The following is a 25,378-nucleotide window of genomic DNA, read 5'->3' as shown; positions in this document are numbered from 1 at the left end:
ATCTTGTTTTCAGAAGATCAAGATCAAAAGATCGCAGCCTGCGGCAGCTCCTACAGGGAATCCTAGCGCTTTCAAGGATTGAGTATGAATAGCCTCCCCATCATCGACATCGCCCCGCTCTACAGCGACGACCAATCCGGCTGGCTCGCCGTGGCAAAAGAAATCGACCACGCCTGCCGCGAATGGGGCTTCTTCTATATCAAGGGCCACCCGATTTCCGCTGCGCGCATCGACGCGGTGCTCGACAACGCCAAGCGTTTCTTTGCTCAACCCGCCGACGAAAAACTCAAGATCGACATCACCCAGACCCGCCACCATCGCGGCTACGGCGCCATCGCCACCGAACAACTCGACCCGAGCAAACCCAGCGACCTCAAAGAAACCTTCGACATGGGTCTGCACTTGCCGGCCGAGCATCCAGACGTGCTGGCAGAGAAACCCTTGCGCGGCCCCAACCGTCATCCATCACTGCCCGGATGGGAAGCGCTGATGGAGCAGCACTACGTCGACATGCAGGCACTCGCGCAAACACTGCTGCGGGCAATGACGTTGGCGCTAGGCATCGAGCGCGACTTTTTTGATTCGCGCTTCAGCGAGCCGGTCAGCGTATTGCGGATGATCCATTACCCACCGCGCCACACCGCCAGTTCCGCCGAGCAACAAGGTGCCGGCGCGCACACCGATTACGGTTGCATCACTTTGCTCTACCAGGATGCCGCCGGTGGCCTGCAAGTCAGGAACGTAAAAGGCGAATGGATCGATGCGCCGCCGATCGAGGGCACCTTCGTGGTCAACCTCGGCGACATGATGGCGCGCTGGAGCAACGACCGTTATCTGTCGACGCCGCACCGGGTGATCAGTCCGCTGGGGGTGGATCGCTATTCGATGCCGTTCTTCGCCGAACCGCACCCCGACACGCGCATAGAATGTCTGCCCGGATGCCAGGATGCACAGCACCCGGCGAAATATCCGACCACCACCTGCGCCGAATTCCTGCTCTCGCGCTTCGCCGATACCTACGCTTATCGACGGGAACAGGAAACCGTGTAATGAACCGGCTGGTCAGGTTTTACCAATTGTTGCGGCTAGCATCTGTAGAATGGCGACCATTGCACCTGATGAGAAAAGAATTATGTACGACTGGCTGAATGCCCTGCCCAAGGCAGAACTGCACCTGCACCTTGAAGGTTCGCTGGAACCCGAGTTGCTGTTCGCCCTGGCCGAACGCAACAAGATCGACCTGCCGTGGAGCGACGTCGAAACCCTGCGCAAGGCCTACGCCTTCAACAACCTGCAAGAATTCCTCGACCTGTATTACCAGGGCGCGGATGTGCTGCGTACGTCCCAGGATTTCTACGACCTGACCTGGGCGTACCTGCTGCGCTGCAAAGCACAGAACGTGATTCACACCGAACCGTTCTTCGATCCGCAGACCCACACCGACCGTGGCATCCCGTTTGAAGTGGTGCTCAACGGCATCGCCGCAGCGCTGAAGGACGGTGAACAGCAACTGGGCATCACCAGCGGTTTGATCCTGAGTTTCCTGCGTCACTTGAGCGAAGAACAAGCGGAAAAAACCCTCGACCAGGCGCTGCCATTCCGCGATGCGTTTGTCGCCGTCGGTCTGGACAGTTCGGAGATGGGCCACCCGCCGAGCAAGTTCCAGCGCGTGTTCGACCGCGCCCGCCACGAAGGCTTCCTGACCGTCGCCCACGCCGGTGAAGAAGGCCCGCCCGAGTACATCTGGGAAGCCCTCGACCTGCTGAAAATCCAGCGCATCGACCATGGCGTGCGCGCCATCGAAGACGAGCGCCTGATGCAGCGGATCATCGACGAGGAGATCCCGCTGACCGTGTGCCCGCTGTCCAACACCAAGCTTTGCGTGTTCGATCACATGTCGCAGCACAACATTCTCGAAATGCTCGAACGTGGCGTGAAAGTGACCGTGAACTCCGATGACCCGGCGTACTTCGGCGGTTATGTCACCGAGAACTTCCATGCGCTGTACACCGATCTGGGCATGACCCAGGATCAGGCCAAGCGCCTGGCGCAGAACAGCCTGGATGCGCGGTTGGTGAAACCTTAAACAAGCAAATCGCATTGTAGGAGCCGAGCTTGCTCGCGATGGTGTATCAGTCGGGCACGCGTCAACTGACACTCCATCGCGAGCAGGCTCGCTCCTACAGGTTTGGTGTTCGGCCCTTAAAGCGCCATCTCCAGCTCGGTGTCCCTGGCGAATCGGTGGATTTCACGCTGCCCGGCAGCGGTGACCTGCAAGGCACGCGAATCGTTGGGCAGGCTCAACCAGCCCGATTGCATGAACAGCTGCAACAACGCCGCTCCCAACGCCCCGCCCATGTGCGGGCGCCTTTCGCTCCAGTCAGGACAGGCACACGCAGACTTGCCATTACGATGGGCCAGTGCCTGGATGAATACACCACGCGCCGCCAACTCGGTGGAGCCCTTGAGTGTGATCGTGATCCGTTGATCAAACTGCTCAATCCAGCCGGCATCCAGCAAGCGCTGGTACATATCCGCCGCCAGCGTGCCACCCAAATGGTCGTCGCAAAGTCGCGCGCGCAACAATGACGAGCGCAGCGCCTGAGGTTTCGCCAAGGGCGGGGTGCGTTTGAAAATATCCGGGATGTCCTGGGGGGCGCTGGCCAGCGTGGCACTGGCCAACGCTTCGATCGCGGCACCGATTTCGGGGGCAGCCAGACGGAAGAAGCGTTTGCGTGCGCGGGTTTCGACTTTCAACAGACCTCCGGCAGACAAGCGCCCCAGGTGGGCATTGGCCGAAGACGGTGACAGCCCGGCCAACAGGGCCAGTTCTTCGGCTTGGCGCGCCGAGCCGTCCATCAAGGCCCACATCATTGTGCTGCGCTTTGGGTCAGCCAGTAAGGTGGCTATCTGGCTGATGCAAGGTGCATGTTCCATGAATTCACTCCCTGTTGAATCGTTTCGTCTACTGCTCGGAGACATCTTGACCAGTATTGTGCCGTCGGCCAAGACGTGGAAACCGCCACAAACCAGGCAACACCTTCGCTCATACCCACCATCACCGGGCACCGGTTGCAGAGGTCTGGTGATGGGGCATGGGGCACAGCCGAATCGAGCATGGCTGCACTATTGCGATGAACGCTGCGTACATGAGGCGAGCGCTAGTATAGGCGGGTTGAGCGCAGGTTCCTGCCCTCCGCAAACCGGTGAAGGTGATAGTTCCTGAGGGAAATTTCGCTTTTTGCCTGCGACTAATGATCGATTCCCGAGAACCCCGGAAAATGACTGCTCAACCGGGCGCAACGACTGGCAAGCATTTCCCGCAACAGGTTCACCGGCTTACTCAATTGTGCGCGATGGGCGCACAACAGATTCAGCGGTGCACGCTCACAGAGCAGCTCCGGCATCAGTACCTTCAAGCGACCGGCGAGCACATCGGCGGCCACATCGAGCCACGATTTGTAGGCAATCCCGGCTCCTGCCACCGCCCACAGGCGCACGACATCGGCATCGTCACTGAAACGGTCACCGCTGACGGTCAGGCCGACCTCGCGTTTGCCATCGTGAAAACTCCAGTGGTCGTGGACCCGGCTGCCGAGCATGAACAGCAAGCAATTGTGCTGAGCCAACTGCTCCAGTTGCCGTGGCTCGCCATGTCGGGCCAGATAACTCGGCGCGGCACACAGTACGCGGCGGTTTTGCGGGGCGATGGGCAGTGCCACCAGGCTGGAGTCTTCCGGCTCGCCGTAGCGCAGGGCAATGTCCACCGGTTGGCGGAACAGATCGGCGATGCGGTCACCCAGCAATAAACGCACGGTGAGTTTCGGATGTTCGCGCTGAAACTCGTCCAGCCACGGCAGCAGCAGGTTGCGACCGAAGTCCGATGGCGCCGACAGTTGCAACACACCGCTGACCTGATCCTGGCCACTGGCCAACAAACGCCGACCTTCGTCGAGGTTGCTCAGGGCCGCGCGGGCATATTCGAGAAAGCCTTCACCTTCGGCGGTCAGGCGCAAGCTGCGGGTCGAGCGGGCGAGCAAGCGGACACCGAGTTGCTGTTCGATGCGCTTCAACGCCGCGCTGGCCACCGCCGCCGACATGTCCATGCCCCGCGCAGCCGCCGACAGGCTGCCGAGGTCCGCCGCCCGAACGAACAACTGCAAGTCATCGAAACGCAGCATTTGAAGCCCCGATTATCAAAAAAATATTGAAAGAGACTGCTCTTTTAGCGGCTTTTATCTTCAGGAGAAATAGCCAATCATCTGCCCATCGAATTCAGCCCGTTCCCGGAGTCGCCGATGTCCCAGCCTTTTACCGCTATTGCCACCCTCATCGCCAAACCCGGCCAGCAGGATGCCCTTGAACAACACCTGCGGGCGCTGGTGGAACCGACCCGCGCCGAAGCCGGTTGCGGGCAATACGACCTGCATCAGGATCAGGCCAATCCGCTGGCCTTCTACATGATCGAACACTGGAGCAGCGACGAAGCCCTGCAAGCCCACGACGACAGTGCGCATATCCAGAACTTCCGCGCCAAGGCCCCTGACTTCCTCGAACATTTCGAACTCAAGCGCCTGCGCACCCTCGCCTGATTTGTTCTTCTATCCAGTTAATTCGCGGAGTTATTGATGAAAGCCATTGCCTATTACGCGTCCCTGCCGATCAGCGACGAAAAATCCCTGCAAGACATCGAACTGCCGGAGCCGTTCGCCGGGCCGCGCGACCTGTTGGTGGAGGTCAAAGCCATTTCGGTCAACCCGGTGGACACCAAGGTCCGTCAGAACGTCCAGCCTGAAGGTGGCGCCGCCAAAGTGCTGGGCTGGGACGTGGCCGGTGTGGTCAAAGCCGTCGGCAGTGAAGTGACCTTGTTCAAGGCTGGGGACAAAGTGTTCTACGCCGGCTCCATTGCCCGCGCTGGCGGCAACAGCGAACTGCATGTGGTGGATGAGCGGATCGTCGGCCATATGCCGAAAACCCTGGGTTTCGCTGAAGCCGCCGCCCTGCCCCTGACGGCGATCACCGCATGGGAATTGCTCTTCGAACGCCTGCAAGTGCGCGAAGGTAAAACCGACGAAGGCCAGAGCCTTCTGATCGTCGGTGCAGCCGGCGGTGTCGGCTCGATCCTGACGCAATTGGCCAAACAGCTCACCGGTCTGAAGGTGATCGGCACCGCTTCGCGTCCGCAAACCCAGAGCTGGGTGAAAGAGTTGGGCGCCGATCAGGTGATCGATCACAGCCAGCCACTGAGCGAAGAGCTCAAGCGCGCCGGCATCAATCAAGTGACCCACGTTGCCAGCCTGACCCAGACTGACCATCACCTGGATCAATTGGTCGAGGCGCTGGCGCCACAGGGCAAACTGGCGCTGATCGATGACCCGAAATCCCTCGACGTGACCAAGCTCAAACGCAAGAGCCTGTCGCTGCATTGGGAGTTCATGTACACCCGCTCGCTGTTCGAAACTGCGGACATGATCGAGCAACACAACCTGCTCAACCGCGTGGCGCAGCTGATCGATGCCGGGACACTGAAAACCACGGTTGGCGAACACTTCGGCACCATCAATGCGGCGAATCTGCGTCGTGCTCATGCCCTGCTGGAAAGCGGCAAATCCAAGGGCAAGATTGTGCTGGAAGGGTTCTAAACACCCGAAAAAAAACATCGCAGGCTGACCCGGAGCCTGCGATGTTTTTTGTTACAAACCGTCAGTCCGACAGTTGACCCTTGTCACAATAGCGATCGTATTCAGGTCTACAATCGAATTTCCTGCGAGGCACCCTTTTACGAAACATCTTTCACTAGACGTCTTTTACAAGAGGAGTTCAGCTATGAAGATCCTGATAAAAGAATTGGCAAAATCCCAGTGGCAGGTCCGCCTGGACCAGCATGCGGTAACCTTCCGCAGCGAAACCGAAGCCCGAAATTTCATGCGCACCCTTGAAGCACGCATTCAAGCCCCTCACCCAATCCCCGCCCTTCACTCGCAGCGCGCTGCCGGCTGAATCGCTCTCAAACCTGGGCTTGCGCCAGTGCCCGGGCATTTTGCAAACGCCGGGTGAGCATCGCCACGCTCACCACCAGAATTCCGCACAGGCTGATGACCATGGCCATCGGCATGGCGCTGCCATCGTGCAAAACACCCACCAGCGCGGCCGCACCGGCGGCGACGCTGAATTGCAGGCAACCGAGCATCGCCGAAGCGCTGCCGGCGCGAGCACCCTGGCCGTTCATCGCGCACGCTGACGCGTTGGGCAGGATGCAGCCGAGGCTGGCGATACAGATGAACAGTGGAATCAACAACGGCCACAGTTGTGCCGTGTGCATTGCACTCACGGCAAGCAAAGCCAGCCCGGCGCCCAGGTAAACCCACACGGCGCGCGTCAACAGGAATGCCGGCCCACGCTTGGCCAGCAATCGTGCGTTGACCTGCGCCACCAGAATGAAGCCCGCCGCATTGGCACCGAAGAACCAGCCGAAATGCTCGGCCGGGATGCCATAAAGCTTGATGATGACGAACGGCGAACCCGCGATGTAGGAAAACATCCCGGCGATGGCGATACCACCGGTCAGCGCATGGCCGAGGTATACCGGCTCCTTCACCAACCGACCGTATTGTCTCAGCGCCCCTGACAACGGTTGGCGTGGCAGATGGGCGGGCATGCTTTCCGGCAATCCGAGTGCGACGGCTAAACCGGCCAGTGCGCTGAAACCGGTCAGCACCAGAAAGATCGACTGCCAACCTGTGGTGTTCACCAACAGACCGCCGAGCATCGGCGCGAGGATCGGCGCCAGGCCCATCACCAACATCAGCTGCGAAAAGACTTTTGCCGAGCCCACTGCATCGCATTTATCACTGACCACCGCCCGCGAGATCACCATCCCTGCGCAACCGCCCAGTGCCTGGACGAAGCGTGCGCCGATCAGCCATTCCAGGTTCGGCGCATAGGCGCACGCCAGCGAAGCGGCGGTGAACAGGCCAACGCCCATGAGCAATGGCAGGCGCCGCCCGAAACGATCCGCTACCGGTCCGTAAGCCAGTTGGCCAATGGACAAGCCGAGGAAATACGCGGCCAGCGTGAGTTGAACGTGTTTTTCGTCAGTGCCGAAGGCAAGCGCCATGGCCGGGAACGCGGGCAGGTAGAAATCGATCGCCAGCGGACCGAATGCGCTCAAGGCGCCAAGAATCAGAATTGTGCGGAAGTTCATCAGGCATCCAGTGAGGCAGAGGTCGGCAGCCCGACAGTCTAGCCGCGCATGGACGCCTTGAACATTCCGATAGCTCGCTAACTATTAAAAAGATCAGGCTAATTTGATGCTGTAGCCTTCTTCACTGATCGCGTCGATCACCTGCTGCGCGGTGAGCGCGCTTTCGACACCGACCTCTTTCGCCGCCAGATCGACGCGCACGCTGGCTGCCGGGTCCTGAGCCTGAACAGCCTGAGTGATGGCCCTGACGCAGTGACCGCAGGACATACCTTCAACATTGAACACTTGCATGGAATGACTCCTTTAATGAGGCTCATGAATGAGGCTGAGTACAGTCTTGAGCTTGCCACCGTGGCAAGGTCAAGTTCTGCAGTGATCTGCCGGGCTGGCAATCGGCGCCGCGCTCGGCCAAGCTGCGTTCATCTATGACTCGACTCAGGAGATTCAGCCATGCGCTGGTCAGCTTTCAGCCTGTTTGGCTTCCTCAGCCTTTTCGCCGCCCTGCCCTCGGCCCATGCCGCCGGGGAGGACTATGGCGTGCTGATCATTTCCCGCGAGCGCCTGGAAGTCGCGACCAATTGCGAGATCGGCGTGTATATCCAGGATCAATTGGCGGCGCGGCTGTTTCAAGAGCAAAGCACTTCGTTCAACCTGCCGCCGGGCAATGTGTCCCTGCGCCTCAAACTGCTGCCGGGTCAGGCAGCGGGCTGCAACCCGGGCATGCTCGCACCGGGTTCGCAGGACATCCAGCTCAGGGCCGGCGACGTGCTCAAGTACCGGATTGCGATGACGCAGGAAGGGATGTACCTGAAACGCGCAGGCTTGGGGTACTGAGTCGTCTGTGAAAAGATCGCAGCCTTCGGCAGCTCCTACAGGCGTACACATAATTTTGTAGGAGCTGCCGAAGGCTGCGAACTTTTGCTTTGAAAATGGCGCTTGACCTTGCCAGCATGGCAAGGTTGATCCTGTAGGCATCTTCTACAGGGAGCGCGACCGATGTCCGAATCCACCACTTTCGATCTGCCGATTGCCGGCATGACCTGCGCCAGTTGCGCCGGGCGTGTCGAGCGTGCCTTGAGCAAAGTCATCGGCGCCAGTGCCGTCAGCGTCAACCTGGCCACCGAACAGGCCCGGGTTCAGGCGCCTGCCGACAGCCTGCCAGCCTTGATGGATGCGGTGCAAAAGGCCGGTTACAGCGTGCCGCAGCAGTCGATTGAACTGAGCATCGACGGCATGACCTGCGCCTCCTGCGTCGGTCGCGTCGAGCGGGCACTGAACAAAGTGCCGGGGGTGAAGAGCGTCAGCGTCAACCTCGCCAACGAACGCGCGCACCTGGAACTGCTCGGGCAGATCGATCCGCAAGCCTTGATTTCTGCCGTGACCAAGGCGGGTTACGCCGCGAGCGTCTGGGAAGCCGAGCACCCACAAACCGACAATCAACAATCCCGTCTGCACCGCGAGCGCTGGGCCTTGATCGCGGCCATCGCCCTCGCCTTGCCGCTGGTGTTACCGATGCTGCTGCAACCGTTCGGCGTGCACTGGATGCTGCCGGCCTGGGCGCAATTCGCCTTGGCCACACCGGTGCAATTCATCTTCGGCGCACGGTTTTATGTGGCCGCGTGGAAAGCCGTGCACGCCGGTGCCGGCAACATGGATTTGCTGGTCGCGCTCGGCACCAGCGCCGGTTATGGCTTGAGTGTCTACGAGTGGGCCACCGCTGCAGGCCGCATGCCGCATCTGTATTTCGAAGCCTCGGCGGTGGTGATCGCTCTGGTGTTGCTGGGCAAATATCTGGAGAGCCGCGCCAAGCGCCAGACCGCCAGCGCCATTCGCGCCCTTGAAGCGTTACGTCCGGAGCGGGCGATTCAGGTGATTGACGGCCAAGAACGGGACGTCGCCATCAGCGCCCTGCGCCTCAATGATCTGGTAATGGTCAAACCCGGCGAACGTTTCCCGGTGGACGGTGAAGTGGTCGAAGGCCAGAGTCATGCCGATGAAGCGTTGATCAGCGGCGAAAGCCTGCCGGTGCCCAAACAACCCGGAGACAAGGTAACCGGTGGCGCAATCAACGGTGAAGGTCGGCTATTGGTTCGCACGCAAGCACTTGGCGCGGAAACCGTGCTGGCCCGCATCATCCGTCTGGTGGAAGACGCTCAAGCGGCGAAAGCCCCGATCCAGAAACTGGTGGATAAAGTCAGCCAGATTTTCGTCCCGGTGGTCCTGCTGCTGGCGTTGGCGACGCTGGTCGGTTGGTGGCTGTATGGCGCGCCGCTGGAAACCGCGCTGATCAACGCCGTCGCGGTGCTGGTGATCGCCTGCCCTTGTGCACTGGGTCTGGCTACGCCGACGGCGATCATGGCTGGTACTGGCGTGGCGGCGCGTTACGGGATTCTGATCAAGGACGCCGAAGCGCTGGAGCGTGCCCATGAAGTCAGTTCGGTGGTGTTCGACAAGACCGGCACCCTGACTTCGGGCACGCCGCGTATCGCCCACTTGAGTGCCGTCGATGGTGACGAAGCCACCCTGCTGCAATGGGCCGGAGCTCTGCAACGGGGCAGCGAGCATCCATTGGCCAAAGCTGTACTGGATGCGTGTAAAGAACGCGATTTGTCCGTGGCCGATGTCACTGACAGCCAATCCCTGACCGGGCGCGGTATCGCTGGCAACCTGGATGGTCGTCGTTTGGCGTTGGGCAACCGGCGCCTGCTGGAAGAAAGCGGTCTGAGCACAGGCGCTTTGGCTGACTCAGCCACTGCGTGGGAAACCGAGGGCCGGACGCTGTCCTGGCTGATCGAGCAAAGCCCCGCGCCGAAAGTGTTGGGCCTGTTCGCCTTCGGTGACACGCTCAAGCCCGGCGCTCTGCAAGCGGTGCAGCAACTCAATGCACGGCACATCAGCAGCCACCTGCTGACCGGTGACAATCGCGGCAGTGCCAAAGTCGTCGCCGAGGCGCTGGGCATCACCGACGTACACGCCGAAGTGCTGCCGGCGGACAAAGCCGCCACCGTCGCGGCGCTGAAGAAAACCGGCGTGGTGGCAATGGTCGGTGACGGCATCAACGATGCACCGGCCTTGGCGGCGGCTGACATCGGCATCGCCATGGGCGGCGGCACCGATGTGGCCATGCATGCAGCCGGGATCACCCTGATGCGTGGCGATCCGCGTCTGGTGCCGGCGGCGCTGGAGATCAGCCGCAAGACCTACGCGAAGATCCGGCAGAACCTGTTCTGGGCCTTCGTCTACAACCTGATCGGCATTCCACTGGCGGCCTTCGGTTTCCTCAATCCGGTGCTGGCCGGTGCGGCGATGGCATTGTCGAGCGTCAGCGTGGTCAGCAATGCGTTACTGTTGAAAACCTGGAAGCCCAAGGATCTGGAGGACAACCGATGAACATCGGCCAAGCGGCTCGCCATAGTGGCCTGAGCGCAAAAATGATCCGTTATTACGAGTCCATCGGTTTGCTCAAGGCGGCCCATCGCACCGACAGCGGTTATCGGATGTACGGCGATGACGACCTGCATACGCTGGCGTTCATCAAGCGCTCCCGGGACCTGGGGTTTTCCCTCGAAGAGGTCGGCAAGCTGCTGACCCTGTGGCAGGACCGCCAGCGCGCCAGCGCCGATGTGAAGGCCCTGGCCCGGCAGCATATCGATGAGTTGAACCAGAAGATCCGCGAACTGGGGCAGTTGCGCGATACGTTGCAGGATCTGGTTGAGCACTGTCAGGGGGATCACCGGCCGGATTGTCCGATTTTGAAGAATCTCGAGTCGGGGTGTTGCAACTGAAAATCGGCTTGTATGTAGGAGCTGCCGAAGGCTGCGATCTTTTGATTTTAGAAGCAAAGATCAAAAGATCGCAGCCTTCGGCAGCTCCTACAGGGGACTACAAAAAACCCGGCCGAAGCCGGGTTTTTGTTTAACCGATCACTGCATCCACGGCGGAGGCGGCTCTTCGGCTTTGTTGGGTGGTGCGTCATCAGCGGCACGGGCCGCTTGCTTGCGCTCTTCATCAAGGCGCGCGGCCTCGATCTCGCGCATGATGCCACCCACGTCGGCCAACTCTTCCGGTTCGTCGAACTCGCCGGTCAATACGCTGGCCGGGTGCAAGGTGCCCGCTTCGAACAAGGCCCACATTTCCTTGGCGTACTTGGTCTTTTTCAGCTCCGGCGCAAACCGGCCGAAATAGGACGCCATGTTGCCCACATCCCGCTCCAGCATGCTGAACGCGTGGTTGTTGCCCGCTGCGTCCACGGCTTGCGGCAAGTCGATGATCACCGGGCCGGTCGGAGTCAGCAGCACGTTGAACTCGGAAAGGTCACCGTGCACCAGGCCGGTACACAGCATCAGCACGATCTGCGAAATCAGAAACGCGTGATACTCGCGCGCCTGGTCTGGCTCCAGCACCACGTCGTTCAGACGCGGCGCGGCATCGCCGTACTCGTCGGCCACCAATTCCATCAGCAGCACGCCTTCAAGGAAGTCATACGGCTTGGGCACCCGGACACCGGCGTTGGCCAGGCGGAACAGTGCCGCCACTTCAGCGTTCTGCCAGGCGTCTTCGGTTTCCTTGCGACCAAACTTGGAACCCTTGGCCATGGCCCGGGCCTGACGGCTGTTGCGCACCTTGCGGCCTTCCTGATACTCGGCCGCCTGACGGAAACTGCGTTTGTTCGCCTCCTTGTAGACCTTCGCGCAACGTAACTGGTTACCGCAGCGCACTACGTAAACAGCTGCTTCTTTACCACTCATGAGTGGGCGCAGCACCTCGTCGACCAGACCGTCCTCGATCAGGGGTTCAATGCGTTTTGGAGTCTTCATCAGCTTTTATTGTGGGTCCTTTATTACCAAACACGCGAAAGTCATTCGTTATACGGCAATCCACCCAATCGGGGGAGGGGGTGCCGACCTATGAACATTGCAGATGCACACAATGTGCCGGTTTCATCACGAAAACCTGCGCCCCATCCCCCGTCCGCCCCGGATCATAACCGAGCCTGAAGCACTTGTTGTCCGGGGGCTGCATGGGCATTTGTGACAGAAGCTGACACCTGGACACGACCGTTCGCAGGATTTTTCGGAACAGGCCTCAATTTCCTCCGACAACAGCCGAAGTCCTTAGTGACAAACTGATTTGTCCGACAATTGCAGCACCAACAATAGCGATGTCGCACTCATGGACCCGGGTTGACCAAAAAACGTTTACGGCTGCCAAAAAACCGCGAGTCATCTGCACTGCGTGGGCCTACAAGAAAATCTGGAGCGCGGATGAACATCAAACAGAAGTTGACCTGGGCGTTTGCAATCATCGCCTGCTTGCCCGTGGTGCTGGTCGCCACCCTCGTTGTGCTGAACTTGCGCAGTGATGCCAAGGACGAATTCGTCGACAACAGCGGTCGCGAAATCCGTCAGGTCAGCAATGCCATGCAACTGTTCTTCGACGGCATCAGCCAGAACGTCGAGTATCTGGCCAAGCAACCGCTGATCACCAACTCCGACGACAGCCTCAAGACCTACATGAGCGCCAACGCCGCCAGCATTCCTCAGGGCGAGTCGGACAAAAAACTCTTCGGTTTCCTGCAGGACCTGGGCAACGCTCACCCATCCTATGCCTACGCGATTCTCGGCACCGCCGCGGGTGGTTATGTGTCGTGGCCGGACGATGCCAAGCTGGCCAACTACGATCCGCGCCAGCGTCCGTGGTACAAGGCGGCCCAGGCCAAACCGGGTAAGCCGTTCCGTACCGAGGCCTATTACTGGGCCGAAAACGATACGTCCTATGTCAGCACCGTACGCACCATCGACAACAAGCTGGGCACCAACGGCGGCGTGGTCAGCATCGACGTGTCGCTCAAACAGCTCACCGAACTGGTCAAACAGATCAAGCTCGGCGAAACCGGCTACCTGATGCTGCTGGAAAACTCCGGCACCGTGCTGGTCGATCCGAAGCAACCGGAACACAACTTCAAAGCCCTTGGCAGCCTCGGCGACGGTTATGCGCAACTGGCCAAGGCCGGCAAAGGCCTGGTCGAAGTCGAACTCAACGGCGAACGCTACATGGCCAACGTCTGGCCGTCCGAGCAACTGGGCTGGACCTTCATCGGCCTGATCAAGCAAAGCGACGTGATGAGCACCGCGACCCAACTGACCTGGTTGATCGCGATCATCGCCGCCGTGCTGGCCGTGGTCTTCGCCATTGTCGGTGCCAGTTTCGCCAGCGTCATCGTGCGGCCGATCCGCAGCGTGGCCGACGGCCTGGAAGGCATCGCCCAAGGTGAAGGTGACCTGACCAAGAACCTGCAAGTGCGTGGCAGCGATGAAACCGCGCAACTGGCCAACTGGTTCAACCAGTTCCTCACCGCGATTCGCAGCCTGATCCAGAGCATCGGCGGCGCCGCGACCAAGATTCTCGCCACCTCGAAGAGCTCGACCCAGGTTTCCAGCGACATGGCTGAAGCCGCCGGGCGCCAGCGTGAAGCGGTGGACATGGTGTCCACGGCGTTCCACGAAATGGTCGCCACCGCGAACGAAGTGGCACGCTCTTGCAGCCAGGCCGCCGAGTCGGCGGACAGCGGCCAGCGTCAGGCCCGTGAAGGTCAGCAACAGATCGATGCGGCGGTAAACAGCGTGGATCGCCTGAGCCAGGAAATCGAACAGTCAGCGCAGTCGATGCAACAGCTTGAGCGCGACAGCAACGACATCCAGTCGATCCTCGGGACCATTCGCTCGATCGCCGAACAGACCAACCTGCTGGCCCTGAACGCGGCCATCGAAGCGGCACGCGCCGGTGAACAAGGTCGTGGATTTGCGGTGGTGGCCGACGAAGTGCGGGCGCTGGCCAAGCGCACGGCCGATTCCACGGCAGAAATCGACGGGCTGCTGGGCAACCTCGCCAAGCGCACCAGCCAGGTGACCCAGCAAATGCATGCGAGCCTGGAAGTATCGCAGCAATCGGTCACCCGCATCGGCGAAGCACGCAGCAGTTTCGGGCAGATCCGCGAGTCGGTGGACGTAATCCGCGACATGAACACCCAGATCGCCACGGCGGCGGAACAACAGCACCAAGTGGCCGAAGACATCAACCGCCATATCAGCCAGATCCATGGCGATGCGCAACTGGTGGCGGAACTGGCCAACTCGGCGCGCCTGGATTCCCAGAGCCTGGCCGGGTTGTCGAATGAGCTGGATGGGTTGGTTCGCCGGTTCAGAACCTGAAGATCAAAAGATCGCAGCCTGCGGCAGCTCCTACACGGGATCGGTGCATACCCTGTAGGAGCTGCCGCAGGCTGCGATCTTTTAGCCCCATTACTGCCTGAACAATTCCCCCGGCGTAAACCCGAACAACCCCTTGAACGCCGCAATAAACGCCGACGTCGAGTCATACCCGCAGGCCAATGCAGTATTGGTCACACTGTCCCCCTCCTCCAGCAAACTCAACGACGACAATAGCCGCATACGCTGGCGCCAGCCGCGAAAACTCAACCCGGTTTCGCGCTGGAACAAACGCATCAGGGTTTTCTCCGACGTGCCCAAGCGCTCTGCCCATGCCTGCAAGGTCGCGTGTTGCTCGGGGTTTTCGATCAGCTCGTTGCACAATCCCAACAACCGTTCATGGCGTGGCAACGGCAGGGAAAATCCGACTTCCGGCAGCGTCGCCAATTGATCCAGCAACACACCCACCAGCCGCGCTTCCTGACTGTCGCCTTGCGGATACTCCACCGGCAACAAACAAAAACTCTTGATCAGCTCCCGGGCCAGCGGCGTCACTTCCAGCACCCGACAACGCCCGTCGGCCCACTGGCAATCTTCGCGACGTACGTACAGGCTGCGCATCTCGGCGCGCATAGATGTCACCACCTGATGATCAAGATCCGCCGGAATCCAGATCCCCCACTGCGGCGGCGCGAAGAAACTGCCCTCGGCGGTGTGCACGCCGAGAACGCCGCTGATGGCGTAGGAAAACTGCACCCAGTCGTGGCGATGGGACGGCGTCCACGAACCGGCATTGAGGCTCTCCACCCGGGCGTACAGCGGGCGCGGTAGCGCGGTGATCGGCGGGATGCTGCGTTCGAGGGAGATTTGTCCGTTGGTCGGCATTGACGAGCCTTGTGTTGCGAGACGGCTGATGAGAGCGAAGTTAATTCATGCCCCCAATCTATTCAACACCGCTAATCCCCTGTGGGAGCTGGCTTGCCAGCGATAGCGGTGTGTCAGGCAACAGAGATGTCATATGCGCGGTCCCCATCGCTGGCAAGCCAGCTCCCACAGGTTTCTGGTTTCAACCCATAACAATTTTCAACGTTCGATGATGGCAGTCACACCCTGCCCGCCCGCCGCACAAATCGAAATCAACCCACGCCCCTTCCCCGCCGCATCCAACAGCTTCGCCAGGTTGGCAACAATGCGCCCACCCGTAGCGGCAAACGGATGCCCCGCTGCCAGTGAACTGCCTTTGACGTTGAGTCGGCTGCGGTCGATCGAGCCCAGTGGCGCATCGAGGCCGAGGCGGGTTTTGCAGTACTCCGGATCTTCCCAGGCCTTCAAGGTACAGAGCACTTGCGCGGCGAAGGCTTCGTGGATTTCGTAGTAGTCGAAATCCTGCAAAGTCAGGCCGTTGCGCGCCAGCAAGCGCGGCACGGCGTACACCGGCGCCATCAGCAAGCCTTCGGCACCGTTGACGAAATCCACCGCCGCCGCTTCGCCATCGCGCAGGTAGGCAAGAATCGGCAAGCCGCGCTCCTTGGCCCATTGCTCGCTGCCCAGCAACACCAGCGACGCGCCATCGGTCAACGGCGTGGAGTTTCCTGCGGTCAACGTGCCCTTGGCGCTTTTCTCGTAAGCCGGTTTGAGTGCGGCAAGCTTTTCCAACGTTGAATCCGGGCGCAGGTTGTTGTCGCGGGTGAGGCCGAGGAACGGTGTCATCAGATCGTTGTGCCAACCTTCGGCGTAGGACGCGGCGAGTTTCTGATGGCTCTCCAGCGCCAGTTGATCCTGAGCTTCGCGAGAAATGTTCCAGGTCTGCGCCATCAACTCGCAATGCTGCCCCATGGACAGACCGGTGCGCGGCTCGCCGTTGCGCGGGAACTCGGGGATGAAATCCCGTGGCCGCAATTGCAGGAAAGTTTTCAGTTTATCGCCGGTGCTCTTGGCGCGGTTGGCTTGCAGCAGGATCTTGCGCAGGCCTTCGCTGACACTGATCGGCGCATCCGATGTGGTGTCGACGCCTCCGGCAATGCCGCACTCGATCTGGCCCAAGGCAATCTTGTTCGCCACCAGCAACGCCGCTTCCAACCCGGTGCCGCAGGCTTGCTGGATGTCGTAGGCCGGGGTCGAAGGCGATAGCCGTGAGCCGAGCACACACTCGCGGGTGAGGTTCATGTCTCGCGACAACTTGAGCACTGCCCCGGCAACCACTTCACCGATGCGCAGGCCATGCAGGTTGTAGCGTTCGATCAGACCTTCGAGCGCGGCGGTGAGCATGTCATGGTTACTGGCGGTGGCGTACGGTCCGTTGGAACGGGCGAAAGGAATCCGGTTACCGCCGATGATCGCGACGCGGTGCAGTTGAGTCATGAAAAGCTCCTTCGATAAATCAAGTTTGAACACCGCTCCCTTGTAGGAGCCGAGCTTGCTCGCGATGGCGGTATCTCAGCTACATTGAAGTCGACTGACCCACCGCCATCGCGAGCAAGCTCGGCTCCTACAGGGATTGCATGGTCACAGAGAATTCGGGATCAACCGATGTGCTGTGATCAAGCGTAGGCCTAATCTCGTGGATCGAACGACTGATCGCCATTCATGGTCCACACTTTGAACCCCAGCTTTCGGAGCGCGTTCCATGTCTGACCGCTATATCGACTTCGCCAATTCCTCCATCGGCCATCGTCTGGTCGGGGCCCTGGGCCTGCCTTCGCCGACCCGCCTGGAACGCTGGCAAGCAGGCCGGCTGCGGCCTGTAGACGGTGCGTTGCTGATCGGTGGCGGGCCGCTGGCGGAGAAAGTCAGCGCCTTCGCCAACCGCCTGACCGATGCGATCTACAGCTACGGCACCGAGCCTTCGATGGCCACTGCATGGATTCCCGGCCACGGGCCGAAACTCAAGGCCGTGGTGTTCGATGCCAGTGATCTGGTGCAAACCGATCAGCTCAAACAGCTGCGCGAGTTCTTTCAGCCACTGATGAAGAACCTCGATCACTGCGCGCATCTGGTGATTCTCGGGCGTGATCCACAGACCCTGAGCGATCCGTTCGCGGCCAGCGTGCAGCGCGCTCTGGAAGGTTTCAGTCGCTCGCTGGCCAAAGAGCTGCGCAGCGGCGGCACCTTGCAGCTGATCCATGTCGGCGAAGGTGCAGAAGATCAACTGGAAGGGCCGCTGCGGTTTTTCCTCTCGCCGAAAAGCGCGTTCGTCTCCGGCCAGGTGATTCGCCTGAACGCCTGCGATACGCAGGTGAGTGACTGGACGCGACCGCTGGCCGGGCGCAAGGCATTGGTTACCGGCGCGGCGCGTGGCATCGGCGCCTCCATCGCCGAAACCCTGGCCCGCGACGGCGCCGACGTCATCCTGCTCGACGTGCCACCCGCCAAAACCGATCTCGAAGCCCTCGCCGCACGCCTCGGCGGGCGCAGCATCACCCTCGATATTTGCGCCGAAGACGCCGCCACGCAATTGATCGAACAATTGCCGGACGGCATCGACATCGTGGTGCACAACGCCGGCATCACCCGCGACAAAACCCTGGCCAACATGACCCCGGAATTCTGGGACGCGGTGCTCGCGGTCAATCTCAATGCGCCGCAAGTGCTGACCAAGGCCTTGCTCGACAACGGCAGCCTGAGCGACGACGGTCGGGTGATCCTGCTGGCGTCCATCAGCGGCATCGCCGGCAATCGCGGACAAACCAATTATGCGGCGAGCAAGGCCGGGTTGATCGGTCTGGCGCAAGCCTGGGCACCGCTGCTGCAAGAACGCGGCATCAGCATCAACGCCGTCGCGCCCGGTTTCATCGAAACCCAGATGACCGCCCACATTCCGTTCGGCCTGCGCGAAGCCGGGCGGCGCATGAGTTCGCTGGGCCAGGGCGGCCTGCCGCAAGACGTCGCCGAAGCGGTGGCGTGGCTGGCGCAACCGGGCACTGGCGCGTTCACCGGACAGGCCTTGCGCGTCTGCGGGCAAAGTGTTCTGGGGGCTTAAACATGATCACTGACTGGCACACGCTCAACCGCGAACCAAGCCTGCCGGGGCTTTACGCGCGAGCAGCGACGCGACGAAAAATTACCGGCACCACCCTGCCCGATTCAGGTTTGCGCTGTTGGGTCGACGTCGACCCGAAACGCCTGGCAGCCTATCGCCAAGTCTGCGGTTTCGCCGACAACAGCCTGCTGCCGCCGACTTATCCGCACATCCTCGCTTTCGCCTTGCAGATGCAATTGCTCACCGCCAAAGAGTTTCCGTTTCCGCTGCTGGGGCTGATTCACCTCAGCAATCGCATTCGTATATTGCGACCCATGGGCGGGGTCAATCGAGTGCGGGTCAGCGTGCAGGTGCAGAACCTGCAACCTCACGCCAAAGGGGCGACCTTCGATCTGCTGACGACCCTGGACGATCAGTTGGGGCCGTTGTGGGAAGCGCAGAGCCAGATGCTCTGTCGTGGGGTCAAGCTCGAAGGCGAGCCTGTCGAAGAGGTGCTCGTTCCGACGCTGACGCTGACGCAGGTCGCGCAATGGAAAGCGCCTTCCGACATCGGCCGGCGCTACGCCAAAGTCTCCGGCGACTACAACCCGATTCACCTGAGCGCGGCCAGTGCAAAGTTGTTCGGCTTCCCCTCGGCCATCGCCCACGGGCTATGGAACAAGGCCCGCACACTGGCCGCGCTGGCCGACCATCTGCCGACGGCGAACATCGAGATTGCGGTGCAGTTCAGAAAACCGGTGCGCCTGCCCAGCGAAGTCGCATTGCTGGCCAGCGCGGCGGGGTCCAGTGGTGATCTGCAATTGATCGGGGCCGGGGATCTTGAGCATATGGTCGGGCATTGGCGGCCGATTGCCTGACAGATCAAAAGATCGTCCGAACGCGGCCCGAGCCTGCGGCAGCTCCTACAAGGGGATACATTCCAACCGCAGGCTGCGATCTTTTTCGGCGCTCAAACATGGTCAATTGTGTATATATCACTTAAGTTTTCATCCCCTCGCCCCATCCCGCCCCGCCAACATCTGCCATTGATTTAAAAAGCATTTTCATCCGCGCCTATACCCAAGGTATTAGCACTTGGGCAGCACGCCAGCGCCTGTATAAAACGGTTTAATACCAAGTTGAGAGTGGCGTCGTAGAGCCCTTGCGATTGTCATGTGGACAACGGACGAAGACATGGCCGGCGACAGAACCGGTCAGCCATCGAAGACAACGACGTTGTTACAGGTGCAAGGACTCTCACTCATGAACACTCAAGTGTGGTGCAAATCGGCAACAGCATTGGCGCTCATTCTCTCCCTCGGCCTGGCCGGTTGCAGCAGCGGCGGTGGCGGCCATCACAGCAGCTCCGACAGTTCCTCGCCGGACAGTGAAACCACGGCGGGCACCGGAGGAACGGGCGGCAGTGGCGGCGGAACGGGTGGCACTGGCGGCGGCACCACCGACCCGACCAATCCCACCAACCCGACAGATCCGACAGATCCCACCACCCCGACCAACCCCGGCGCGGCACCGCTGGTGACCACCACGCTGATACAGGATGTCGGCACCACCGTGGGTGGCGTCGGCGAGGGTGTCGGGCAGATCGGCGACTCGCTGGGCTCAGTGCCGGTGGTCGGTGGCGTGGTGCAAAGCGTGGCCAACACAACCGGCAACGTGGTGAGCACACTGGGCGACGGCGTCGCCAATGGCCTGGGCAAACTGGGCACCGATCCGAACGGTCTCGGCGTCACGGCGTCGGCGGTGGGTGGCGTGGTGCAGGATGTCGGCAACGGCGTGTCCGATGTCAGCGGCAAACTCGCTACCGCCACCAACAGTGTTCCTGTCGTCGGCGGTGTAGTGACCCGAGTCGCACCGGTACTGGATGGCGTCGGCGAGAAAGTCACCATGCTAGGCGACACCCTGAGCACCGCCACCACGACCGGTCCCTTGGGCTCGGTGACCAAAGAAGTCGGCAACAAACTCGTGCCGGTGATCGCCATGGTCGAGAGCACCACCGACAAGATCGGTGACGCGACCGGTCTGGGTGATCCACTCAAAGGCATCGTCAAGAAGGTCGGCGACAGCGTCGATGGCGTGGGCGATAAGGTCACCGATGCCGGCAATGGCAATGCATTGACCAACACCGTGGGCGGCGCACTGAGCAACACCGGGACCACGGTCGGCAAGGCGGGCGGTCTGGTGTCCAATGGCAGCGGATCGGGCGGCAGCGGCTTGCTCGAAACGGTGGGTGGCGCCGTGGTGAACGTCGGTGCCGGACTGAATATCGGCAACACCAATGGCGTGGTCAGTGCAGCCGGAGTGAATGGAGTTGCCGGCGGCAATCTGATCGCGACGGTGGGTGGCGCACTCGGCGGCAGCGGCATCGCCAGCACCGGCCCGACCGCGCCTTTGGCCACACTCGGTACGAACGTTGGGGCCGCGATCAACCCGGTCACAACCGCCGTTTCCGGGCTCACCCAAAACATCGGCGGCGCCACCGGGATCGGTGCCCCCGTCGCCAGCCTAACCGGCCAGGCCGGCGCTGCGGTCGCCAACCTCGGCGGCGCGATTGCCGGCAGCAACGCCAACCCGGTGGTCACCGCACTGGGCAATACAGTCACCACCGTGGGCGGGACCGTCACTGCCGCCGGCGGCCTGGTCAATGGCGGCACTGGCACAACCGGTGGTCTCGGTGGCGTGCTGGGCGGACTGACCGGCGCACTGGGCGGCAACCGCCGCTGATTTGCACCTGGCCGCATCGACGGCCATACCTACAGCGCCTACGCTTGGTTGGAGGCGGAAGATCCTGCTCAGTCTTCCGCCTTTTCTTTGGATCATGGAGATCCATACGCAAACAAGGAGTGTCCCATGCGCGTTATGGCTTGCTTGCTGCTATTGCCCCTCAGCTCCCCCCTCCTCGCCGACATCTTGCCCAGTTTTCTCAATAGCAACGAAACCATCCGCAACCTGCCCGTGCCGAACCTGCCCGCCGACGCTTATCGTCCGACTGCCGCGCCACTGCAAGTCCCGGAACCCGGCGCGACCCGGGCCCAACCGCTGATGATGGGCACCAAAGTCACCCTGAAAACCGTGCAGATCGAAGGCGGGACGATCTACCCGTTGAACGAACTGGCTGCGGTCTATCAGCCGCTGCTGGGCCACGAAACCAGCATGGCCGATCTGATCGAGGCGACCCGCAACATCACGCGTCGCTATCAACAGGATGGCTACCTGCTGTCCTACGCCTTCCTGCCACAACAGACGTTCGAAAACGGCGTGGCGCGCGTGGTGCTGGTGGAGGGTTACATCAAGGATTATCAACTGCAGGGCGACGTCGGACGGGTCAAAGGTTTGCTGGATAAACTGGTGGCCAAGCTCCAGGCCGAACGACCGCTGACCCGCAAAACGTTCGAACGCTACACCACACTGATGAGCCGCATCCCCGGCGTGAGCTTGCAGGCGCAAGTGCCGCCACCGGGCACCACCGACGGCGCAACCCAACTGATCGCCCAGGCCAGCCGCAAACCTTTCACCAGTACGATGAGCACCACCGAAGACAATCGCAACGGTCTCCAGGCATTGCTCGGTGTGAGCAGCAATTCCCAGACGGTGATGGGTGAACAACTGAGCCTCAGCGGCCTGTTTCCACCGGGCGATGATGACGAACATTACTACCGTCTGGACTACAACCAGTTCCTCAATGCCGAAGGCACGCAACTGGCGCTATCCGCCTCGCGCTACCGCGCCGACCCGGGCACGAATGTGCAACTGGACAACGGCCTCGAACTCAAACCCCATCGGGAAAACGATCGCTACTCGATCGGCTTCAGTCATCCCGTGATCGCCTCGCCCAACGAATTGCTCAGCGCCGGTTCGCGTCTTTATGCGGTCAATGACAAGACCCGCTACACGGTGGTTGGCTTCCCGCTCAGCGTCGAAGAACGCACCGACATCCGCGCCCTGGCGTTCGAAAGCGACTGGCGCAAAGCCGACGCGCAACGCCTGCGTATCCTCAGCGGCGGCTTGTATCAGGGCATCGACGGCATGGGCGCAAAAACCAACAACACCACCCTCGACCTGGACTTCTTCCGGCTGCGGTTATCGGGTGTGCAAAGCGACAAGTTTTTCGACAACTGGCAAGGCGTACTGTCCGCCGCGCTGTACTGGAGCGACGACACCTTGCCCGACAGCGAGCGCGCCGTGTTCGGCGGACAAAACTTCGGGCGTGGCTACCCCGACGACCAGGCATCCGGCGACAAGGGTTGGGGCGTGGCCTACGAGGTGAACTACAGCTTCAATCGCGAGGGGAATTGGGTGCGGGTCCTGCAACCGTATGTGGTGCTGGACCGGGCCAAGACCTGGTTCAACGATTTGCCCGTCAAGGCCAATGACATGTCATCGGCGGCGGTGGGTTTGCGGTTTGGCGATGCCCGGTACTACAACATTGCGCTGGAGGTGGCCAAGGCGATGTCGGAGGAAGCGCTGGATACTTTCAATCGGCGGCCGCGGTATAGCGTTAGTTTTAGTTATCAGTTGTAGGAGATGGGTTGGCTGAGAGGGCGCCATCGCCAGCGGGCTGGCTCCCACAGGAGACGGGTGTATCCGTAAGAAATTGGTTGGCTGGCAGGCCGCCATCGCTGGCAAGCCAGCTCCCACAGTAGAGCAACGCGGCGTACACCCAAGCTTTTCACCACTCCACAGGCCGAGCGTTAGCTCGCCTGCCGCTTTTGATCTTGATCCACCCGCCCCATCGGAAGGCTGAGTGGAGGCGTTTATCCGGGGGTGGGCGCGTAGCGCCGTGCGGCGAAGCCGCACACATCGAGAGGAGGTCGTCGCGAAGCAGACCGGAGGCGATGCCCCCGGATGAATGCCGGAGCGAAGGAACACCGAGCTCTAGCGAGGTGCCGTACGTAAGGGGCGAGACCTTTTGGTTCCTTTTGTGTCGTTTGACAAAAGGGACTCGCCGTAAGGGCGAAACCATAAGTAGCCGTTACCGAAGAAACGGATATGTACCAAAATCAATCAAGACGCAGATCACCCCTTGACCAAATAAACCTGCGGCATCGGAAACAAATTATTCAAAGTCTCCAACAACCTCACGTGATAAATCGGCTTGCGAAACAAATCCAGCACCTGCAACCGCAACATGTCACTCACATCGTCCATATCCGCATGCCCGGACATCACAATCACCGGCAAATGCTGCCGCGAAGTATGGTCGCGCAAACGCTTGATCAGCGACATGCCACTCTCTTCCGGCATGCGCAAATCGGTGATCACCAGCGCGATATCGGGATAGCGCGTCAGGTGTTGCAGTGCAAGCTTGACCGACGTAGCGGTAAAACAGTTGAACCCCTCACCCTCCAGCAATTCCGCCAGTTCGAGCAATGCATCTTCTTCGTCATCGACCAGAAGAAGTTGCTGTCGCGGCGATGCTGGAGCGTTCATAAGGCAACCCTGCAATGGACTGAGCGCAGACGTTAGGATCACTTTGAAACAATCGCCGATGACCGGCGTCTTTGTCACAACGCAGCTTTGATCGCCGTGAAAGTCGTTGTGATAGAGGTTTTGACGCCTGTGCTGAATCCGGCAAGCACCACCGCCACCATGGCAGCAATAATCGCGTACTCAATACCCGAAGCACCCTCGGTATCCTTGATCAGCCCCTTGTAAAAAGCGACTTCCGATTTGACCTTCTGAACAAGCTTCGAAAAAGACATGACCTATCTCCTGGAGCACCGGGTGTTGCATAAGCGCAACATGATTCCCCTGTGCCAGCACCAGCATTGTCGGCATTCCCCTACCCAACAACTGTAAATACGCATTAACACGAAAGTATTAGTCGTTTCGTTGACGTCAAAAAACATGACATTTCATCGTAAAGTTTTACTTTCACTGGATTTTTAGCCTTCGGTAATGGCGTTTTGCTCTAGCTGCGCTACGGTCAAATAGCGAAATAGTTTTATGTTCATAGCTGCCTGATTGCGAAGTTTTCTCGTTGGATAGACGAGGTCGTTAGCAGCAGGAAAGGGAGAGCCGTCATGAACAGCCGTTTCATCTTGAGTCTTGCCGGATTGTCTCTGGTGGGCGCTGTCATTGCCGGTTACTGGGGCTTCACGTCAAACCGTCAACCGGCCGCTGCCGCCGTTGCGCAACCCGCGACCACCACACCGGGAACCACCGCTCAGGCACCTGTGCCGCAGGAAGAAGACACCACCCGCCAGCCCGTGGTGGTTCTGCAACGTGACATCGCCCCGTTTGTGCAAATCACCGCCGCCGACGTTGCCCTGGAAAAACTCCGCACCGTTCCCGCCGGCAGCCTGACCCGCCTCGATCAAGCCATTGGCCGCACACCGTGGCGCGCCCTCAGCGCCGGTAGTTGGCTGAGCGACGAAAGCTTTGAAGCCGGCAGCACGCTGGCGCGGATGATTCGCCCCGATGAACGCGCCCTCGCCGTCGCCGTGGATGAAGTGATCAATGCCGCAGGTCAACTGACACCGGGGGACTATGTTGATGTGCTGCTGTTTTTGCGCGGCGACACCGACAACCTTCAGCCCTCGGCACAACTGGTGGTCCCTGCCTTGCGTGTGCTGGGAGTGGGCGAGCAAATGGGCTTGACCAACGACGGCCAACCCGCCAGCCCGGCCCGCAGCAACGATGACAGACTCAGACAGGAACAACAGCGCGTTGGCGCCCGCACCGTGCTGCTCGCCGTGCCCGAACAACTGCTGAGCCGCTTGATGCTCGCCGCGCAGGCCGGGGTGTTACGCCTGGCCGTGCGCAGCGCCGATGAAAAACGCCTGTCCCGTTACTGGGCCGGCGAAAGCGATGCCCCGGCCAACATCGCGAACGCCAATCGCCAGCTGATTCAGTTCAATCAACTGGCCATGACATCGCCGCCCAAACCTGTCGTCGCCAGCGGTGCCGCCGCGCCGCGCAAGTCGAATGTGGAAGTCATCCGCGGCAATGAAATCACTCAAAAGACCCCCTGAATCGAGCAAGGACGCC

Annotated in this window: 23 protein-coding genes and 1 pseudogene; 15 read left to right on the top strand and 9 right to left on the bottom strand. The window is 60.7% G+C overall.

All coding sequences use genetic code 11. From position 1 onward, the window contains the following. The first annotated feature begins 84 nt into the window (after positions 1-84). Both ACM110_RS22335 and ACM110_RS22330 read left to right on the top strand, forming a co-directional pair. Positions 85-1,050 (top strand): 2-oxoglutarate and iron-dependent oxygenase domain-containing protein, encoded by a 966-nt coding sequence (locus ACM110_RS22335; protein WP_416129481.1) that lies wholly within the window; start codon positions 85-87, stop codon positions 1,048-1,050. An 82-nt stretch (positions 1,051-1,132) separates the two neighbouring features. Then, complete coding sequence (locus ACM110_RS22330; protein ID WP_416129480.1) at positions 1,133-2,086, top strand: adenosine deaminase; 954 nt, start codon at positions 1,133-1,135, stop codon at positions 2,084-2,086. Positions 2,087-2,202: 116 nt separating this feature from the next. Here the strand turns inward: ACM110_RS22330 and ACM110_RS22325 are convergent, their stop codons facing one another. Both ACM110_RS22325 and ACM110_RS22320 read right to left on the bottom strand, forming a co-directional pair. After that, positions 2,203-2,937, bottom strand: a complete 735-nt coding sequence (locus tag ACM110_RS22325; RefSeq protein ID WP_416129479.1) for an ArsR/SmtB family transcription factor — start codon at positions 2,935-2,937, stop codon at positions 2,203-2,205. Positions 2,938-3,251: 314 nt separating this feature from the next. After that, a complete protein-coding gene (locus tag ACM110_RS22320; RefSeq protein WP_416129478.1) occupies positions 3,252-4,181 on the bottom strand; it encodes a LysR family transcriptional regulator in 930 nt (309 codons plus the stop codon). A gap of 117 nt (positions 4,182-4,298) precedes the next feature. On the opposite strand from ACM110_RS22320, the gene ACM110_RS22315 reads away from it, so the two are divergent. The 3 genes from ACM110_RS22315 (at position 4,299) to ACM110_RS22305 (ending at position 6,000) form a co-directional block, all read left to right on the top strand. After that, the gene (locus ACM110_RS22315) at positions 4,299-4,592 is read left to right on the top strand and encodes a putative quinol monooxygenase (RefSeq protein ID WP_416129477.1); all 294 of its coding nucleotides are present in this window, start codon (positions 4,299-4,301) and stop codon (positions 4,590-4,592) included. A 36-nt stretch (positions 4,593-4,628) separates the two neighbouring features. Next, a complete protein-coding gene (locus ACM110_RS22310) occupies positions 4,629-5,642 on the top strand; it encodes a zinc-binding alcohol dehydrogenase family protein (RefSeq protein ID WP_416129476.1) in 1,014 nt (337 codons plus the stop codon). A gap of 184 nt (positions 5,643-5,826) precedes the next feature. Continuing rightward, positions 5,827-6,000 carry a hypothetical protein gene (locus tag ACM110_RS22305; RefSeq protein ID WP_416129475.1) on the top strand — a complete coding sequence of 58 codons (174 nt, stop codon included), beginning with the start codon at positions 5,827-5,829 and terminating at the stop codon, positions 5,998-6,000. Positions 6,001-6,007: 7 nt separating this feature from the next. Here the strand turns inward: ACM110_RS22305 and ACM110_RS22300 are convergent, their stop codons facing one another. Both ACM110_RS22300 and ACM110_RS22295 read right to left on the bottom strand, forming a co-directional pair. After that, on the bottom strand, positions 6,008-7,204 hold the full coding sequence (locus ACM110_RS22300) for a multidrug effflux MFS transporter (RefSeq protein WP_416129474.1): 1,197 nt from the start codon (positions 7,202-7,204) through the stop codon (positions 6,008-6,010). Positions 7,205-7,297: 93 nt separating this feature from the next. Then, positions 7,298-7,495, bottom strand: coding sequence for a heavy-metal-associated domain-containing protein (locus ACM110_RS22295; protein WP_416129473.1), 198 nt, complete (start codon positions 7,493-7,495; stop codon positions 7,298-7,300). 159 nt (positions 7,496-7,654) lie between these two features. On the opposite strand from ACM110_RS22295, the gene ACM110_RS22290 reads away from it, so the two are divergent. The 3 genes from ACM110_RS22290 to cueR all read left to right on the top strand — a co-directional run bounded on the left by ACM110_RS22290 (position 7,655) and on the right by cueR (position 10,989). Further along, positions 7,655-8,038, top strand: a complete 384-nt coding sequence (locus tag ACM110_RS22290; RefSeq protein WP_416129472.1) for a hypothetical protein — start codon at positions 7,655-7,657, stop codon at positions 8,036-8,038. Positions 8,039-8,200: 162 nt separating this feature from the next. Beyond that, positions 8,201-10,594, top strand: a complete 2,394-nt coding sequence (locus tag ACM110_RS22285; protein ID WP_416129471.1) for a heavy metal translocating P-type ATPase — start codon at positions 8,201-8,203, stop codon at positions 10,592-10,594. Beyond that, positions 10,591-10,989: a Cu(I)-responsive transcriptional regulator gene (gene cueR, locus ACM110_RS22280; RefSeq protein ID WP_416129470.1), complete on the top strand. Its 399-nt coding sequence runs from the start codon at positions 10,591-10,593 to the stop codon at positions 10,987-10,989. The genes ACM110_RS22285 and cueR overlap by 4 nt, the downstream gene beginning before the upstream one ends. Before the next feature lie 138 nt (positions 10,990-11,127). On the opposite strand, the gene ACM110_RS22275 is transcribed toward cueR, so the two are convergent. Next, complete coding sequence (locus tag ACM110_RS22275) at positions 11,128-12,021, bottom strand: PA4780 family RIO1-like protein kinase (protein WP_338584549.1); 894 nt, start codon at positions 12,019-12,021, stop codon at positions 11,128-11,130. Between the two features lie 447 nt (positions 12,022-12,468). Here ACM110_RS22275 and ACM110_RS22270 point away from each other — a divergent pair. Both ACM110_RS22270 and ACM110_RS22265 read left to right on the top strand, forming a co-directional pair. Then, positions 12,469-13,557 (top strand): annotated as a pseudogene (locus tag ACM110_RS22270) (cache domain-containing protein); the annotation flags it as partial. A gap of 90 nt (positions 13,558-13,647) precedes the next feature. Beyond that, on the top strand, positions 13,648-14,415 hold the full coding sequence (locus ACM110_RS22265; RefSeq protein WP_371920820.1) for a methyl-accepting chemotaxis protein: 768 nt from the start codon (positions 13,648-13,650) through the stop codon (positions 14,413-14,415). A gap of 90 nt (positions 14,416-14,505) precedes the next feature. Here the strand turns inward: ACM110_RS22265 and ACM110_RS22260 are convergent, their stop codons facing one another. Beyond that, positions 14,506-15,297, bottom strand: coding sequence for an AraC family transcriptional regulator (locus ACM110_RS22260; protein ID WP_416129469.1), 792 nt, complete (start codon positions 15,295-15,297; stop codon positions 14,506-14,508). A gap of 198 nt (positions 15,298-15,495) precedes the next feature. Then, complete coding sequence (locus ACM110_RS22255) at positions 15,496-16,773, bottom strand: acetyl-CoA C-acetyltransferase (protein WP_416129468.1); 1,278 nt, start codon at positions 16,771-16,773, stop codon at positions 15,496-15,498. Positions 16,774-17,038: 265 nt separating this feature from the next. Between ACM110_RS22255 and ACM110_RS22250 the strand changes: the two genes are divergently transcribed. The 4 genes from ACM110_RS22250 (at position 17,039) to ACM110_RS22235 (ending at position 22,909) form a co-directional block, all read left to right on the top strand. Then, the gene (locus ACM110_RS22250; protein WP_416129467.1) at positions 17,039-18,391 is read left to right on the top strand and encodes a 3-oxoacyl-ACP reductase; all 1,353 of its coding nucleotides are present in this window, start codon (positions 17,039-17,041) and stop codon (positions 18,389-18,391) included. Positions 18,392-18,393: 2 nt separating this feature from the next. Further along, on the top strand, positions 18,394-19,248 hold the full coding sequence (locus tag ACM110_RS22245; RefSeq protein WP_416129466.1) for a MaoC family dehydratase: 855 nt from the start codon (positions 18,394-18,396) through the stop codon (positions 19,246-19,248). Between the two features lie 385 nt (positions 19,249-19,633). Next, positions 19,634-21,112, top strand: coding sequence for a collagen-like triple helix repeat-containing protein (locus ACM110_RS22240; protein WP_416129465.1), 1,479 nt, complete (start codon positions 19,634-19,636; stop codon positions 21,110-21,112). A 126-nt stretch (positions 21,113-21,238) separates the two neighbouring features. Further along, positions 21,239-22,909: a ShlB/FhaC/HecB family hemolysin secretion/activation protein gene (locus ACM110_RS22235; RefSeq protein WP_416129464.1), complete on the top strand. Its 1,671-nt coding sequence runs from the start codon at positions 21,239-21,241 to the stop codon at positions 22,907-22,909. 495 nt (positions 22,910-23,404) lie between these two features. On the opposite strand, the gene ACM110_RS22230 is transcribed toward ACM110_RS22235, so the two are convergent. Beyond that, positions 23,405-23,818: a response regulator gene (locus ACM110_RS22230; protein WP_416129463.1), complete on the bottom strand. Its 414-nt coding sequence runs from the start codon at positions 23,816-23,818 to the stop codon at positions 23,405-23,407. Positions 23,819-23,892: 74 nt separating this feature from the next. Next, the gene (locus ACM110_RS22225; RefSeq protein ID WP_416129462.1) at positions 23,893-24,090 is read right to left on the bottom strand and encodes a Flp family type IVb pilin; all 198 of its coding nucleotides are present in this window, start codon (positions 24,088-24,090) and stop codon (positions 23,893-23,895) included. Between the two features lie 321 nt (positions 24,091-24,411). Between ACM110_RS22225 and cpaB the strand changes: the two genes are divergently transcribed. Next, on the top strand, positions 24,412-25,362 hold the full coding sequence (gene cpaB, locus ACM110_RS22220) for a Flp pilus assembly protein CpaB (RefSeq protein WP_416129461.1): 951 nt from the start codon (positions 24,412-24,414) through the stop codon (positions 25,360-25,362). Positions 25,363-25,378: the final 16 nt, after the last annotated feature.

Source organism: Pseudomonas sp. NFX98 (assembly GCF_047784845.1).
Taxonomy (GTDB): domain Bacteria; phylum Pseudomonadota; class Gammaproteobacteria; order Pseudomonadales; family Pseudomonadaceae; genus Aquipseudomonas.
The sequence above is the reverse complement of the archived record's forward strand: the minus strand, read 5'-3'. Positions and strand labels throughout refer to the sequence as shown.

Bases quoted from the DNA above. Each gene is read 5' to 3' on its own strand.
- ACM110_RS22335 (WP_416129481.1), top strand. From the start codon at position 85: ATGAATAGCCTCCCCATCATCGACATCGCCCCGCTCTACAGCGACGAC.
- ACM110_RS22330 (WP_416129480.1), top strand. From the start codon at position 1,133: ATGTACGACTGGCTGAATGCCCTGCCCAAGGCAGAACTGCACCTGCAC.
- ACM110_RS22325 (WP_416129479.1), bottom strand. From the start codon at position 2,937: ATGGAACATGCACCTTGCATCAGCCAGATAGCCACCTTACTGGCTGAC.
- ACM110_RS22320 (WP_416129478.1), bottom strand. From the start codon at position 4,181: ATGCTGCGTTTCGATGACTTGCAGTTGTTCGTTCGGGCGGCGGACCTC.
- ACM110_RS22315 (WP_416129477.1), top strand. From the start codon at position 4,299: ATGTCCCAGCCTTTTACCGCTATTGCCACCCTCATCGCCAAACCCGGC.
- ACM110_RS22310 (WP_416129476.1), top strand. From the start codon at position 4,629: ATGAAAGCCATTGCCTATTACGCGTCCCTGCCGATCAGCGACGAAAAA.
- ACM110_RS22305 (WP_416129475.1), top strand. From the start codon at position 5,827: ATGAAGATCCTGATAAAAGAATTGGCAAAATCCCAGTGGCAGGTCCGC.
- ACM110_RS22300 (WP_416129474.1), bottom strand. From the start codon at position 7,204: ATGAACTTCCGCACAATTCTGATTCTTGGCGCCTTGAGCGCATTCGGT.
- ACM110_RS22295 (WP_416129473.1), bottom strand. From the start codon at position 7,495: ATGCAAGTGTTCAATGTTGAAGGTATGTCCTGCGGTCACTGCGTCAGG.
- ACM110_RS22290 (WP_416129472.1), top strand. From the start codon at position 7,655: ATGCGCTGGTCAGCTTTCAGCCTGTTTGGCTTCCTCAGCCTTTTCGCC.
- ACM110_RS22285 (WP_416129471.1), top strand. From the start codon at position 8,201: ATGTCCGAATCCACCACTTTCGATCTGCCGATTGCCGGCATGACCTGC.
- cueR (WP_416129470.1), top strand. From the start codon at position 10,591: ATGAACATCGGCCAAGCGGCTCGCCATAGTGGCCTGAGCGCAAAAATG.
- ACM110_RS22275 (WP_338584549.1), bottom strand. From the start codon at position 12,021: ATGAAGACTCCAAAACGCATTGAACCCCTGATCGAGGACGGTCTGGTC.
- ACM110_RS22265 (WP_371920820.1), top strand. From the start codon at position 13,648: ATGGCTGAAGCCGCCGGGCGCCAGCGTGAAGCGGTGGACATGGTGTCC.
- ACM110_RS22260 (WP_416129469.1), bottom strand. From the start codon at position 15,297: ATGCCGACCAACGGACAAATCTCCCTCGAACGCAGCATCCCGCCGATC.
- ACM110_RS22255 (WP_416129468.1), bottom strand. From the start codon at position 16,773: ATGACTCAACTGCACCGCGTCGCGATCATCGGCGGTAACCGGATTCCT.
- ACM110_RS22250 (WP_416129467.1), top strand. From the start codon at position 17,039: ATGTCTGACCGCTATATCGACTTCGCCAATTCCTCCATCGGCCATCGT.
- ACM110_RS22245 (WP_416129466.1), top strand. From the start codon at position 18,394: ATGATCACTGACTGGCACACGCTCAACCGCGAACCAAGCCTGCCGGGG.
- ACM110_RS22240 (WP_416129465.1), top strand. From the start codon at position 19,634: ATGAACACTCAAGTGTGGTGCAAATCGGCAACAGCATTGGCGCTCATT.
- ACM110_RS22235 (WP_416129464.1), top strand. From the start codon at position 21,239: ATGCGCGTTATGGCTTGCTTGCTGCTATTGCCCCTCAGCTCCCCCCTC.
- ACM110_RS22230 (WP_416129463.1), bottom strand. From the start codon at position 23,818: ATGAACGCTCCAGCATCGCCGCGACAGCAACTTCTTCTGGTCGATGAC.
- ACM110_RS22225 (WP_416129462.1), bottom strand. From the start codon at position 24,090: ATGTCTTTTTCGAAGCTTGTTCAGAAGGTCAAATCGGAAGTCGCTTTT.
- cpaB (WP_416129461.1), top strand. From the start codon at position 24,412: ATGAACAGCCGTTTCATCTTGAGTCTTGCCGGATTGTCTCTGGTGGGC.